Origin of the sequence: Chondromyces apiculatus DSM 436, from assembly GCF_000601485.1 — a bacterium.
In the GTDB taxonomy this organism is placed as follows: Bacteria; Myxococcota_A; Polyangia; order Polyangiales; family Polyangiaceae; genus Chondromyces; species Chondromyces apiculatus.
Genome location: NZ_ASRX01000010.1, coordinates 194,157 through 207,712 on the forward strand (window position 1 = coordinate 194,157; position 13,556 = coordinate 207,712).

The window sequence follows — 13,556 nt, forward strand, 5'->3', positions numbered from 1 at the left end:
GGGGCGCCCCGGAGGATCGGCCTCGGGTATCCTCGCGGCCATGCGAATCCTTGCCCGATCCTGGTTCATGCTCGCCCCCGCGCTCCTCGCGTTGCTCCCGCTTGCGGCCTGCGGTGGTGACGACCCCGACCCCGGCGAAACGGGCGGCTCGGGTGGATGTGGCGCGAACTGCAACGAGGGTGGCTCGGGCGGTGCGGGGGGCGACGGCGCAGGCGCAGGTGGCGCTGGCGGTACGGGCGGGGCGGGGGGCTCGGGTGGTGCCGGCGGCGGGGCCCCGGCCGACATCCGCGCCCAGCTCGAAGCGATCGACGGCCTGGAGCTCATCGAGGAGCCCTCGGGGCACGACGGTTACCGCTACTTCGAGATCACCCTCGACCAGCCCGTCGACCACGCCAACCCCGACGCCCAGCGCTTCCAGCAGCGCATTCACCTGCACCACCGCGACGCGAGCGCGCCGCTCGTGCTCGCCGCGACCGGCTACAACCTCTGGGGTGGTGAATACCTCGAAGAGCCGACGATGCTCCTCGAAGCCAATCAGCTCGTCGTGGAGCACCGTTACTTCACGCCTTCCCGCCCGGTGCCCACCGACTGGGCCCTGCTCGACATCGCGCAGGCGGCGGCGGATCACCACCGCATCGTCTCCCTGATCCGGCCCCTCTACGAGGGCGCCTGGATCTCCACGGGCGCGAGCAAGGGCGGCATGACCTCCGTGTACCACCGCCGCTTCTACCCGGACGACGTCGACGGCACCGTGGCCTACGTCGCGCCCCTGAGCTTCGGGACCGACGATCCCCGCTACGTCACCTTCCTCGACCAGGTGGGGACCGACGCTGCCTGCCGGCAGAAGCTGCAAGACTTCCAGCGCGAGCTGCTGCTCCGCCGTGACGTCATGCTCGACCGCATGAACGACCTCGTGGCCCAGGGCGCCACGTTCGACCTGATGGGGATCGAGGCGACCCTGGAGACCGCCGTCATCGATCTCGAATTCACCTTCTGGCAATACGGCGGGGAAGGCTTCTGCGGAGCCATTCCCACGTCGACGTCATCCGACGACGAGGTCTGGGAGTTCTTCAATGCGCTCGCCGGTGTCATCGGGTACTCCGATACCTCGGTGCTCCAGTTCGAACCCTATTACTGGCAAGCGCTGACCCAGCTCGGTGCCCCCGGCATCGACACCAGCCACCTCGACGACCTCCTCCAGATCGATCAGGACGCGCTCGACATCATGCCGAGCATCCCCGAGGACCCCGTCTTCGAGCCGGAGGCCATGCAGGACATTCACGAATGGGTCACCACCGAGGCCGAGCGCATTCTGTTCATCTATGGTGAGACCGACCCGTGGACTGCCGGTGCTTTCGAGGTCGGCGCGGCGGTGGATTCGTACCTCTACGTCGCGCCCGGGGCGAACCATGGCGCGGGCATCCTCTCCCTCGACGATGCCGACCAGGAGGCCGCGCTCGGGCACCTCGCAGCCTGGACCGGGGTTCCGGTAACCCAGCCTCTCGTGCACGCGTCGCTCCGCCAGAGGATGCCGACCCCCCCCGCCTTGAGGCTCGTGCGCCGCGCGCTCTCCCGCTGATTCAGGGATGTTCCACGGCGGCGATCACGCCGTCGTAGAACTCCGTGCACCCCACCGCATCGAGCAGCAGGTTCCAGTTCCTACCGTCGAAGGGGAACGGCAGGCCGTGGTTCGTCAGGAGCACGCCGATCAGATCCCGCGAGGGATCCACCCACATGAACGTCCCGGCACCGCCCACCTTGCCATAGGACTTCGGCGAGAGGCGCATCCCGCCCGTCGAGAACCGGGGAGACCAGATCTCCCATCCATAGCCTTTGGGCCCCACCAGCAGGTCATTGAGGGGCGAGAGCTTCGCCTGGGCCTCGTCCACCTCTGGCGTCTGGTTCCTGACCATGGCGCGCGCCAGCGGCCGGGAGAGGATGCGCGTGTTGCCATAGCGGCCCCGGTTCAGGAGCATCTGACAGAAGACGGCCATGTCGCGCGCCGTGCTGAACACGCCGTCACAACCGACGACCCCACCGAGCGCGAAGTCCTGGTCGTCCTGCACCTCTCCACGCACCATGTAGCTGCGGCGGTCCGTGGGGCCCGTCGCGGCGATCCGGTGCTGCAGCGCGGGTGCCGGCTTGAACATGGTGCTGCTCATCCCGAGTGGCCCCCACACCATCATGCGTACGAATGCATCGAGGGGCATCCCGGCCGCTGCCTCGATCACCCGACCGAGCAGACGATAGGCCAGGTCGCTGTAGAGAATCTGCGTCCCGGGGGGATACGCCAGCGACGTCTCCGCCATGTGCTGCCACACCGCCGCGCGGTCTGGCTCGTCGAGGAGCTGGTTGTCGACAGGAAGACCCGACGCATAGCGCAGCATGTCGTGGATGGTGATGTCCCCCTTGCCATTCACCGCCATCTCCGGGAGCCACGTCGACGCCGGCTCGTGCAGGGCCATCTCTCCCTCGTCGACGAGCACCAGCGCCGCGATCGCCGTGGCGACCACCTTGGTCATCGAGAGCACGTCGAACATGGTATCGAGCGTGACCGGCTCATTCGTCTGACCGTGGACCTTATGGCCGAATGCGCGGTGTCCCACGATGACGCCGTGACGGGCGATCAGCGCCGTGGCCCCGGGATACAGCCCGTCCTCCACGCGGCGCGCGATGCGCGCGAACACGTCTTCGAGGCGTTCGGACGACATCCCCACGTGCTCTGGCGGCCCCGGCTCCAGTGTCGGTGATTCATTGCCGCCCTGCTGCCCGGGAAGCGCCAGGATGGCGGGAGTGACCGCCAATGCTGCTGTCGCCGGCCCTGCCCAGCGAAGCACATCCCTTCGCTTCACGGTGCGCTCGGTTCTCATGGTGTTGCTCCTTTCCCAGTCTCAACTGGTAACCAATTACACTACCACAGCAGTCCCGTCTGGCCCGCGGACCGCGACATCATTGTCGTGTCGATGCGTCCACAGCCCCCTGAACGTTCGCGCTCGTGAAGGCGTGCGCGCATGGGGATTGCAGTCATGTCCGGCGCGAAGGAAACGTAGCGGTAGACGCTGTAGACCCGGCGACACCGGGACCGATGCACCGGCGCTCACATCACCCCACGCTCCGGGGCCAGGCGTTCACCCGACCTGCCACGAGCTGACAGAGCGCCGCCACACCGCGACGGGGCACGGTGACCAGCTTGTCACGGAACTCACGGCTGTCCGTGTAGAGCTTCGAGACCTTGTGCGGGAGTATCGTGGAGCTCCAGACAGCGACGACGCTCGCCCACCGCAGCTCTGCTTCGGCCTGCGCGGCATTGCGGTGACTCTCGCCGTCCACGATGCGGATCTCGAGGTGATCGGCGAGCAGCGCGCGCAGCTCCTCGGCGGTGCCCGGACCTCCCCCGATCACCAGGAGGCGACAGAGCCCGTGCGCGTGGAAGGCAGCGACCATGGCCAGGGCGGCGCGTCGGTTCACGGAGCCGTTGCAGACGGCGCAGGCGTGCGTCGCGTCTGCGGGCACGAGCCTGACCCCCCCGGCTGCAGGGTGACCCATGCAATCGGCGCAGCGAGGTTCCGAGGGCTCCGCTGCGCGCGGCGCTGGAGGCCCGAGCTGCTCCCTCGCGCGCCTCGCCGTCTCGGCCGGGACGAAGCTCGCAGGGTGCCACCCCACCTTGGCGGGGGCGTGCTCCTCCAGCCACAGGAGCAGATCGTCCTCGTGTATCCCCAGGACGCGAGCCAGGCTGCGCACACGGACCGATCTCACCATCGCTGCTCATTTTGACACAGGCCCGCCGCCGCTGCTGGAGCCTGCCAGGTGACCCCCGGAGGGTGCCGTGAAATCGCCCGGGCCAGAGCGGTGGCTGGGCGTCGCGGGCGGCCCCGCATTGCGAGGCGCGAAGAAGCGCGCTGGTCGTATTCTGCTCCCGGAGCGCGTGTGCCTGGGCCGATCCAGCCCCACGATAGCGGCGGGACGTGAAATTCGGGCAATGGACGGCGATCGGCGGACACCATCGCTTCACGATTGCATGCGCGATCGTTCTTTTTCCCTGGTGGCGCGCGCTGCGCTGGGTTTCAATCGCTTCTGCGGGGGGAGGTCGTTCGCGCATTCACCCCAACGCAACAGGAGGTAGTCCGATGTTAACGTCGAATCTGGCGTTCCGCTCCGGTGTGATCGCCGCCATGACCCTTGCCAGCCTCGCCTCGGCGAGCGAGTCGCAGGCTTCGTACACGCTCTTCGAGAGCGGTCAGGTGCGCCCGCTGGTGCTCTCGCCCGACGGCAAGCGCCTCTTCGCCGCGAACACGCCCGACAACCGGATCGAGGTCTTCCACGTGGGGCCCGCGGGGCTGCTCCACCTCTCCTCGATCCCCGTGGGCATGGAGCCCGTGGCCCTCGCCGCGCGGAGCGACAACGAGCTGTGGGTCGTCAACCACCTCTCGGACAGCGTGAGCATCGTCAAGCTCAACCAGTCCCGCCTCGGGGGGCGCGTCATCCGCACCTTGCTCGTCGGCGACGAGCCGCGCGACATCGTGTTCGCCGGCCCCGGTCGCAGCCGCGCGTTCATCACCACGGCCCACCGCGGGCAGAACAGCCCGATCGACCCGCAGCTCACCACCGCCGGGGTGGGCCGCGCCGACGTCTGGGTCTTCAATGCCGAGAGCCTCGGCGCGTCCCTCGGCGGCAATGCGCTCACCATCCTCACCCTCTTCAGCGACACCCCGCGCGCGCTGGCCGTCACTCCCGACGGCTCGAAGGTCTACGCCGCCGGCTTCCACTCGGGCAACCGCTCGACGACCATCTTCGAGCCGCTCATCCCCGATGGGTTCGGGCTCGATGGCGTCCCGGGCCCTGCGACCAACGTCGACGGGGTACCGGCGCCCGAGGTGGGGCTCATCGTCAAGTACGACGGGGCTCACTGGAGGGACACCCTTGGCAGGAGCTGGGACGAGATGATCCGGTTCAACCTGCCCGACAAGGACGTGTTCGTGATCGACGCCATGGCGAACCCTCCGGCGCAGCTCGCGGGCTCCGCGGGCTTCTTCACCGGCGTCGGCTCCATCCTGTACAACATGGCCGTCAACCCGGTCAGCGGGAAGGTCTACGTCTCCAACACCGAGGCCCTGAACCTCGACCGCTTCGAGGGATCCGGGACCTACGCCGGGGAGACGCTCCGGGGCCACCTGCACGAGAGCCGCATCACCGTGCTCACACCGGGTGGCGGCGTCGCGCCGCGGCACCTGAACAAGCACATCAACTATGCGAGCTGCTGCGCACCGGCGCCGAACACCGAGAACGGCAAGAGCCTCGGCCTGCCGCAGGCCATGGAGGTCACTCCGGACGGCACGAAGCTCTACGTCGCGGCCCTCGGATCGAGCAAGGTCGGCATCTTCGACACCGCCCAGCTCGCGAACGACACCTTCGTCCCGAGCGCCGCGGACCACATCCCCGTGAGCGGCGGCGGCCCCACCGGGATCGCCCTGGACCATGCCCGCCAGCGGCTCTACGTCCTCACCCGCTTCGACAACTCCATCTCCGTCCTCAATACCGCGACGAAGACCGAGATCGCACATCTCCCCATGCACAGCCCGGAGCCACCGAGCGTCACCACCGGGCGCCGCTTCATGTACGACACCTCGTTCTCGTCGAGCCACGGCGACTCCTCGTGCGCGAGCTGCCACGTCTACGGGGACTTCGACAGCCTCGCCTGGGATCTCGGCAACCCCGACGCCCCGGTGCTCAACCACCCGGGCCCCTTCATCGGTGACACCACCAATGTCTTCACCGGTCTGCCCATGCTGGAGGAGTTCCACCCCATGAAGGGCCCCATGGCGACCCAGAGCCTGCGCGGCATGGCGAACCACGGCGCCATGCACTGGCGCGGCGACAAGACGGGCGGCAATGACGCTCCCTCCGTCCAGCCGGATGGCGGCACCTTCAACGAGCAAGAGGCGTTCATGCACTTCAGGGACGCCTACGCCGATCTCCTGGGGCGCTCCTCTGCCATCTCCGTCGGAGACATGGAGGACTTTGCCGACTTCGTCCTCCAGATCAAGTACCCCCCGAACCCTCTCCGGCCCCTGAACAACACGCTGACCCTGCCTCAGCAAGCCGGGCGCGATCTCTTCGACATCCGGGAGTGCTCCGTCGCCGGCTGCGAGACCTGCCACACCCTCGATCCGGGCGCGGGCATCTTCGGGGGCACGGGAGCCGCCGTGTTCGACTTCCAGACCCAGCTCTTCAAGGTCCCCCACCTGCGCAATGCCTACCAGAAGGTGGGCATGTTCGGAATGCCGGAGGTCGCCGGCCTCATTTCCCAGGACAATGGCCACAAGGGCGACCAGGTGCGCGGCATCGGGTTCCTCCACGACGGCGCCATCGACACGGTCTACCGCTTCATGCTGGGGGCCGGCTTCTCCGTGGACTTCCCCTTCGCGCCCACCCCCAATGGCTTCGCGAGCACCCCTGCTGGCGACGTGGAGCGCCGCGAAGTCGAGCAGTTCATGCTGGCCTTCGATACCGACCTGGCCCCCATCGTCGGCCAGCAGATCACCCTCACCGACGACAATGCGGCGACGGTCGGGCCGCGCATCGACCTGCTCAAGGCGCGCGCCGATCAGGGCGAGTGCGACCTCGTGGTGAAGAGCCAGTTCCTGCTGCGGGAACTCGGCTTCCTCTACCTGGGCGGAGGGCAGTTCGCCACGAGCCGCGCCTCGGCCCCACACCTCAGCGACACGGCATTGCGGCTCCTCGCGAACCTGGCCTCGCGCGAGCTCACCTATACCTGTGCGCCCCCGGGTTCGGGCGTACGGATGGCCCTGGATCGTGACGGGGATGGCCACCTGGATGGCGATGAATACGACGCTTTCAGCGATCCCGCCGACCCGTCCAGCACGCCCTGAAGTGCCCACCGCAGCACTCTCTGCGCCTGAAACAACCGGACGCGTTTGAATTTGCTCCATGCATGAGCCACTCTCCAGGCGGGGAGGGGGTCCAGCGCGCTGGACACCGAGAGGAACGTGCGCCCGCCGGGATCTTGCGGTCTGCCCCGCTGTTCCCCCCCCCGCCGTTCTCTATCAGGAGTCCGCCATGCTACCGCTCAAGCAACTCATCGGGTCTCCCATGGACCCGGCGCGGTTCCTCAGGATTGCGATTGCGCTCTCGGGCGCGCTCTCGTCGGCCCACCGCACGGGCGCGGACGGGGGAGTTCGCGCTGATACCCTCCTCATCGACGAAGGCAGCCGGAGGGCGACGCTCCAGCGCTCGTCGGATTTCCTCGTCGGCGTGGGGCGGCACGGGACGCGTGGCGTGGTCCCCACCGAGGCGCTCCCGTACCTCGCCCCCGAGCAGACCGGGCGCATCAGCCGCGCCTCGGACCAGCGCAGCGACCTCTATGCGCTCGGCGTGGTGCTCTACGAGCTGCTCACCGGCGCGCCGCCCTTCGACGCTGACGGCGTCATCGAGTGGGTCCATTGCCACATCGCGCGGCGCCCCCGCCCCCTCGCCGAGTCCACCTCCCAGCTCCCTGCGCCCATCGAGGGCGTGGTCATGAAGCTGCTCGCCAAGATGCCCGAGGACCGTTACCAGACCTCGGCGGCGCTCGGGCGCGACCTCGCCCAGTGCCTCGACATGGTCGAGGCAGGCGACGACGTCCAGCCCTTCGACCTCGGTGAAGGCGACATCTCCGAGGACCTCCACATCCCCCACAAGCTCTACGGCCGCGACGCGGAGGTCGCGGCCTTGCTCATGGCCTTCGAGCGCGTCTGCGAGGTGGGCAAGCCCGAGATGGTGCTCGTCACCGGCCACCCCGGCATTGGCAAGTCGGTGCTGGTCGACGAGCTGTACCGGCCCGTGGTCCGCCGGCGCGGCATGCTCATCTCCAGCAAGGCCGACCAGTACGAGCGCGGCATCCCCTACGCGGGCATCGTCCAGGCCCTCGACCGCGTGGTCCAGCGCCTGCTCATGGAGAGCAAGGCCCGCCTCGCCCAGTGGAGGCAGCAGATCCTCGACGCCGTGGGCGCGAACGGCCAGGTCGTGCTCGACATCCTCCCCCGCATGGAGCTGGTCCTCGGCCCCCAGCCGCCGGTCCAGCCCCTGCCCGGCAACGAGGCGCGCCACCGCTTCGAGCGCGTCTTCCGCCAGCTCTTCGGCGTCCTCGCCAGCCGCGAGCACCCCGTGGTCCTCTTCCTCGACGACCTCCAGTGGTCCGACCCCGCGAGCCTCTCGCTCCTCGTCAGCCTGATGACCCACGGCGAGATCGGCCACCTCCTCGTCATCGGCGCCTACCGCGACAACGAGGTCGGCGCTGGCCACGCCCTCACCGCGGCCCTCGACGAGATCCAGAAGGCCCAGATCCGCACCATGCGCATCCTCCTCGGGCCGCTCTCGCGCGACGACGTGCGGAGCCTCGTCGGCGACACCTTCCGTTGCCTGCCCGAGCAGGGCGCCCCGCTCGGCGCGCTGATCCACGAGAAGACCGACGGCAACCCCTTCTTCACGACCCAGTTCCTCTCCACCCTCGTCCAGGATGGCCTCGTCACCTTCGACAAGGACCGCCTCTCCTGGCGCTGGGACCTCGGCAAGATCCAGGCGGCCCGGCTCACGGACGACGTCATCGAGATGATGATCCACAAGCTCCGGCGCCTCTCCGAGGAGACCGCGAGCGCGCTGCGCTACGCCGCCTGCATCGGCAGCGAGTTCGAGGTCGACACCCTCACCGCCGCCTGCGAGGCCCCCCGCGCCGGCCTCCACGAGCGCCTCAAGCCTGCGGTGCAGAGCGGGCTCCTCCTCCGCTTCGGCGAGAGCTACGGCTTCCTGCACGACCGGGTGCAGCAGGCCGCCTACCTCCTCATCCCCGAGGCGCAGCGCGGCGAGGTCCACCTCCGCATCGCCCGCTCCCTCCGGGCCCGCACGCCCTCCGAGCACCTCGGCGACAAGGTGTTCTCCATCGTCAACCAGTACAACCTCGGCGTCTCTGGCATCACCACCGTCGAGGAGCGCAGGACCGTCGCCGAGCTGGGTTTGCTCGCCGGCAAGAAGGCCAAGTCGTCCGCCGCGTACACGGTCGCTGCTGGCTACCTCGCCGCCAGCATCGCCCTGGTCGACGAGCCCACCTGGAAGACCAGCTACGACCTCCTGTACGCCCTCCACAGCGAGTGCGCCGAGTGCGAGCACCTCTCCGGGAACGCCGAGGAGACGCGCCGCCTCTGCGACCTCATCCTGCAGCACGGCAGGACCAAGCTCGACAAGCAGCTCGCTTACCGCCTCCTCATCGAGCGGCACATGGCGGAGATGCGGAGCGACAAGGCCGTGGAGGCCTGCCTCGACTGCCTCAAGCTCCTCGGCGTCGAGATCTCCAGCGCGGTCACCGACGCCGACGTCGACGAGGAGTTCCGCAAGGTGTGGGAGGCCCTCGGAGATCGCTCTGTCGAGGCCCTGCGCGATCTGCCGCCCATGACCGACCCCGAGATGCAGGCGGCCGTCGCGGTCCTCACCATCACCTTCGTGCCTGCCTGGTACGTCAACCAGACGCTCTCGCACATGATGATGGCGCGCACGCTTCGCCTCAGCGTCGTCCACGGCAACGCCGGCCCCTCGGCGATGAACTACGTCACGGCGGGCATGGTCCTCATCCCCAGGTTCGGCGATTACCGCCGCTCCTACGAGCTCGCCAAGGTGGGCTACGCGCTGGCCCAGCGCGACGGCGCCCTCTACTGGCTGAGCATGATCTGCTCCACCTTCGGCGCGTTCGCCGCGGTGTGGTTCGAGCCCATCGGGCGCTGCGTCGAGTACCCCAGGGAAGGCCTCGACGCCGCCCAGCGCTCCGGCAACGTCACCTGGATCACCCTGGGATCCATGCACTTCCTGTCGATGATGATGAGCTCCGGCCGTCGCCTCGACGAGGTGCACCGCGAGAGCGAGCGCCTCCTCGAGATCGTCCGCAGCGTCGACCGTGACATGGGCGCGCCGATCCTGCTCGCCATGCAGCGCTCGGTGCAGTGCCTGCGCGGCCTCACCAGCAACATCTCCACGCTGAACGGCGGCGGCTTCGACGAGGAGGCCTTCGAGGAGGCCAACCCTCCGAGCACCCTGCTCGCGTACTACTACTACCACGCGCGTCGCCTGCAGGCGCGGCTCTTCGCGGGCGAGATCGCCGACGCCGTGCGCTCTGCGCGGTGCCTCAAGCCCGTCCTCTGGCACGCGGCCTGCCAGTTCTTCGTCGCCGAGGGCACCCTCTACATGGCCCTCGCCCTCCTCGCCCACATGGACGAGGTCGACGCCGAGACCCGCGCCATCTACCGCGCCGAGATCGCCGAGCACCAGGCCCTCCTCGCCGTGTGGGCCGACAACTGCCCCGTGAACTTCCTCGCCATGCAGCACCTCGCCGCTGCCGAGGTGGCGCGCGTCGACGGCCGGGTCGAGGACGCGCTCCGCCTTTACGACCACGCCGCCGAGGCAGCGCGCCAGAACGACCTCGTGCACCTCGAAGCCCTCGCCAAGGAGCTCGCCGGCCGCTTCTGCCTCGACCGCGGCTTCTCCACCCTCGCTGGCGCGCTGCTCCGCGAGGCGCGCGCCTGCTACGTCCGCTGGGGCGCGGACGGCAAGGTCAGCCAGCTCGATCGCCGCTACGCGCGCCTCTTCGACCTGGCCACGGCCTCTGCCGGGACGATGACCAGCACCAAGCTCGAGCAGATCGACGTGCTCACCGTGGTGAAGACCTGCCAGGCCATCTCCTCCGAGATCGACCAGAGCAAGCTCCTCTCCACCCTCCTCGGGATCATCGTCGAGCACGCGGGCGCCGAGACGTGCCACCTCCTCGTCCCCAGGGCCGACGAGATGGTCGTCACCGGCTCCGTCTCCATCGGCGACGCGGGCATCGACGTCACGGTCCACGCCGCGCCCTTGCCGCTCGCCTGCGTCCCCTTGCCGGAGTCGATGGTCCACTACGTCAAGCGCACCCGCGAGCAGGTCATCCTCGACGATCCGGCGTCCCAGTCGCTCTTCTCCAGCGACCCCTACATCGAGCGGGTCAGGCCCAAGAGCGTCCTCTGCTGCCCCATCGTCCGCCAGGGCACCCTGATGGGTGTCCTCTACCTGGAGAACAACCTCACCCTCGGCGCCTTCAGCGGCAGGAAGATCGCCCTCCTCGAGTTCATCACCTCCCAGGCCTCCATCTCCATGGAGAATGCCGCCCTCTACCAGGCCCTCCAGCAGGAGAACGCCGAGCGCGGCCAGACCGAGAGCTCCCTGCGCGAGAGCGAGGACCACCTCCGCCGCCTCGTCGAGGAGCGCGCCGCCTCCGAGGCCACCCTGCGCGACAAGCTGGACATCATCGAGCAGCAGCAGCAGGCCATCACCGCCCTCTCCACCCCCATCATCGAGGTCTGGGATGGCGTGCTCACCATGCCTGTCCTCGGCGCTGTCGACAGCCGCACTGCCGCCCACATGATGCAGGTCATGCTCGACGCCGTGGTCCGGCAGCAGGCCCGCCACGTCATCGTCGACCTCACCGCCGTGCACTCCCTCGACAGCCACATGGCCGACCACCTGATCCGCATGGTGCGCGCCGTGCACCTGCTCGGCTCCGAGGGCATCATCGTCGGCCTCCGCCCCGAGGTCGCCCAGACCATGGTCCTCATGGGCATCGACCTCGCCTCCATGACCACCCTCGCCAACCTCCGCCAGGCGCTGGTCCGCTGCATGAACCGCAGCGACAAGAATCCCCCCCCGGCGCGCGCCCGTGGCCCTGTGGCCAGCCTCTCCAGCCGGCGCTGAACGCGGCACCATCGGCGTCAGCGCCCCCGTCGGTCAGCGCTCTTGGCGATCAGCGTCCCTGGCGGCCAGCGTCCCGGCAGTCAGCGCCCTCTGCGGTGCCGCCGCGTGCGCTGGAGGAGCACCGCCCCCACCGCCAGCCCGAGGAGCCGGAGCGGCGCGCCCTCTCCCGCGCCTCCTGCCGTGCGGCAACCGCAGCCTCCCTCGTCGCCTGACCGACCTCCCTCGTCGCCGTCTCCGCCCCCTGCCGACGTCCCCGCGCTCCCACCCCCGCCGGAGCCCCCGGGACCGCCCGCGCCTGTCCCGCCGGAGCCCCCACCGCCGCCGGTGCCGCCCGTGGGCGAGTCCGCGGCCAGCTCGTAGGCGCCCACCGACGGCGGGCTCGCGCGCAGGAGCCCGTCGAGGTCCACGGTGAACCCGTCCTCCGCGTGATCCACGCCCGCGCCCCGCGCCGGGGAGCCCTCCGTGAGGTGGTAGTCGTCGGCGCTCGCGTCGACGAACCCAGCCTCGGCCGCCGTGGCCACGAACAGGTTCCCCTCTGCGCTCCACCCCACGTCGTTCGACGCCGCGATGGACTCCGGCGGACCCACCACCAGGTTGTTCCACGCAAACGAATTCTCCAGCGCGTCCCCGAACACCTGCACCGCGCCCTCCCCGAGTCCCGTGAAGGTGTTGTGCGCGATGCGGTATGCCACGGGCCCCGGCGTCAGGTTCAGGTTGGCGTAGATCGACCGCTGCGCGAACCGCGCGATCACGTTGTCCGCCAGCGTCGTGTCGTACGCGCCGAGCACGATCACCCCCATCTGCGGCCCGTCCGAGAGCACGTTCCTCCGGACATCGCACCGCGAGAACGACCCGATCTGCAGCCCTTGCTGCTGGTACTGCACCCCCGCCGACCCCACCCGCCGGATCACGTTGTCGTGCACGCTGCACCCCTCGTGCGCCATGCCGACCTGCATCCCGTCCCACTCCGTGTCCTCCACGAGGAGGTGATCGACCTCGATCCCTTCGAGGAAGTGGGGCTGGTGCACCTCCTGCTGGTTGTTGCAGGTGATGGTGTGCCCCGCTGCCTGGGTGCTCCCGATGTAGAGCCCCTCGCCTCCCGTGTCGTGCACCCAGAGGTGGTGCAGGTGCACGTTCTTCTGCGCGAACGTCCCCTGATCCGCGCTCCCGTCGCAGAGCGGATCGGTCTTCGACATCACCCCTGCGAACCCCGTCTCGTACACCTCGATGTGGTCCGCCTCGTAATCCGTGCTCTTGTCGAGGAACCACAGCCCCACGCCCGGGTACGGATCCCGATCCGGCGCGCTCACCCGGAAGCCGTAGTCGACGCCGCTCTCCCCGGTACCGGTGATCCGGAAGTGGTGCGAGCTGCCCTGGAAATCCACGGCATAGGCCCGATCGGTGTTCCGCACCTGGACCACGCCGCCGCAGTTCTTGATCACCACCGGCGCCTCTGGCGTCCCCCGGATCTCGCGGAAGCGGATGAACTGGTAGTCACCCGCCATCACGCAGACCACGTCCCCGGGCGCGACGCCGAGCTCCGTCCCGTTCACCGCCTGGGTCCCCGGCGCGATCTCGTGATCGCAGCCGCAGTCACCTGCCCACGCGGGCGAGGCACCGACCATCGCCAGGAGCCATGCACTTCCGGCACAGACGCCGAGGCCTGCCCGGCGGAGGATCGCGCGCGTCGTCGTCATGCAGCCGAGACTAGGGGAGCCCCCGATGCCGGTCACCTCCAGGAAATTTCCGCGCGACCTCGCCCTGCACACCTGAGCTGGCAGAGCCGTTGCATG

The 13,556-nt window shown here is 69.1% G+C and carries 6 protein-coding genes; 3 read left to right on the top strand and 3 right to left on the bottom strand.

Features of this window, described 5'->3' with window-relative positions; genetic code table 11:
- The first annotated feature begins 40 nt into the window (after positions 1-40).
- Positions 41-1,579, top strand: coding sequence for a S28 family serine protease (locus CAP_RS07540; protein WP_052374430.1), 1,539 nt, complete (start codon positions 41-43; stop codon positions 1,577-1,579).
- 1 nt (position 1,580) lies between these two features.
- Here the strand turns inward: CAP_RS07540 and CAP_RS07545 are convergent, their stop codons facing one another.
- Both CAP_RS07545 and CAP_RS07550 read right to left on the bottom strand, forming a co-directional pair.
- Positions 1,581-2,870 (bottom strand): serine hydrolase domain-containing protein, encoded by a 1,290-nt coding sequence (locus CAP_RS07545; RefSeq protein WP_052374433.1) that lies wholly within the window; start codon positions 2,868-2,870, stop codon positions 1,581-1,583.
- Between the two features lie 232 nt (positions 2,871-3,102).
- Positions 3,103-3,741, bottom strand: coding sequence for a hypothetical protein (locus CAP_RS07550; RefSeq protein ID WP_231511196.1), 639 nt, complete (start codon positions 3,739-3,741; stop codon positions 3,103-3,105).
- 386 nt (positions 3,742-4,127) lie between these two features.
- On the opposite strand from CAP_RS07550, the gene CAP_RS07555 reads away from it, so the two are divergent.
- Complete coding sequence (locus CAP_RS07555) at positions 4,128-6,890, top strand: YncE family protein (protein ID WP_044237800.1); 2,763 nt, start codon at positions 4,128-4,130, stop codon at positions 6,888-6,890.
- Positions 6,891-7,077: 187 nt separating this feature from the next.
- Positions 7,078-11,763 (top strand): AAA family ATPase, encoded by a 4,686-nt coding sequence (locus CAP_RS07560; RefSeq protein ID WP_052374436.1) that lies wholly within the window; start codon positions 7,078-7,080, stop codon positions 11,761-11,763.
- A gap of 80 nt (positions 11,764-11,843) precedes the next feature.
- On the opposite strand, the gene CAP_RS52040 is transcribed toward CAP_RS07560, so the two are convergent.
- Positions 11,844-13,460, bottom strand: coding sequence for a right-handed parallel beta-helix repeat-containing protein (locus CAP_RS52040; RefSeq protein ID WP_044237803.1), 1,617 nt, complete (start codon positions 13,458-13,460; stop codon positions 11,844-11,846).
- Between the last annotated feature and the right edge of the window lie 96 nt (positions 13,461-13,556).

Bases quoted from the DNA above. Each gene is read 5' to 3' on its own strand.
- CAP_RS07545 (WP_052374433.1), bottom strand. From the start codon at position 2,870: ATGAGAACCGAGCGCACCGTGAAGCGAAGGGATGTGCTTCGCTGGGCA.
- CAP_RS07560 (WP_052374436.1), top strand. From the start codon at position 7,078: ATGCTACCGCTCAAGCAACTCATCGGGTCTCCCATGGACCCGGCGCGG.
- CAP_RS07540 (WP_052374430.1), top strand. From the start codon at position 41: ATGCGAATCCTTGCCCGATCCTGGTTCATGCTCGCCCCCGCGCTCCTC.
- CAP_RS52040 (WP_044237803.1), bottom strand. From the start codon at position 13,460: ATGACGACGACGCGCGCGATCCTCCGCCGGGCAGGCCTCGGCGTCTGT.
- CAP_RS07555 (WP_044237800.1), top strand. From the start codon at position 4,128: ATGTTAACGTCGAATCTGGCGTTCCGCTCCGGTGTGATCGCCGCCATG.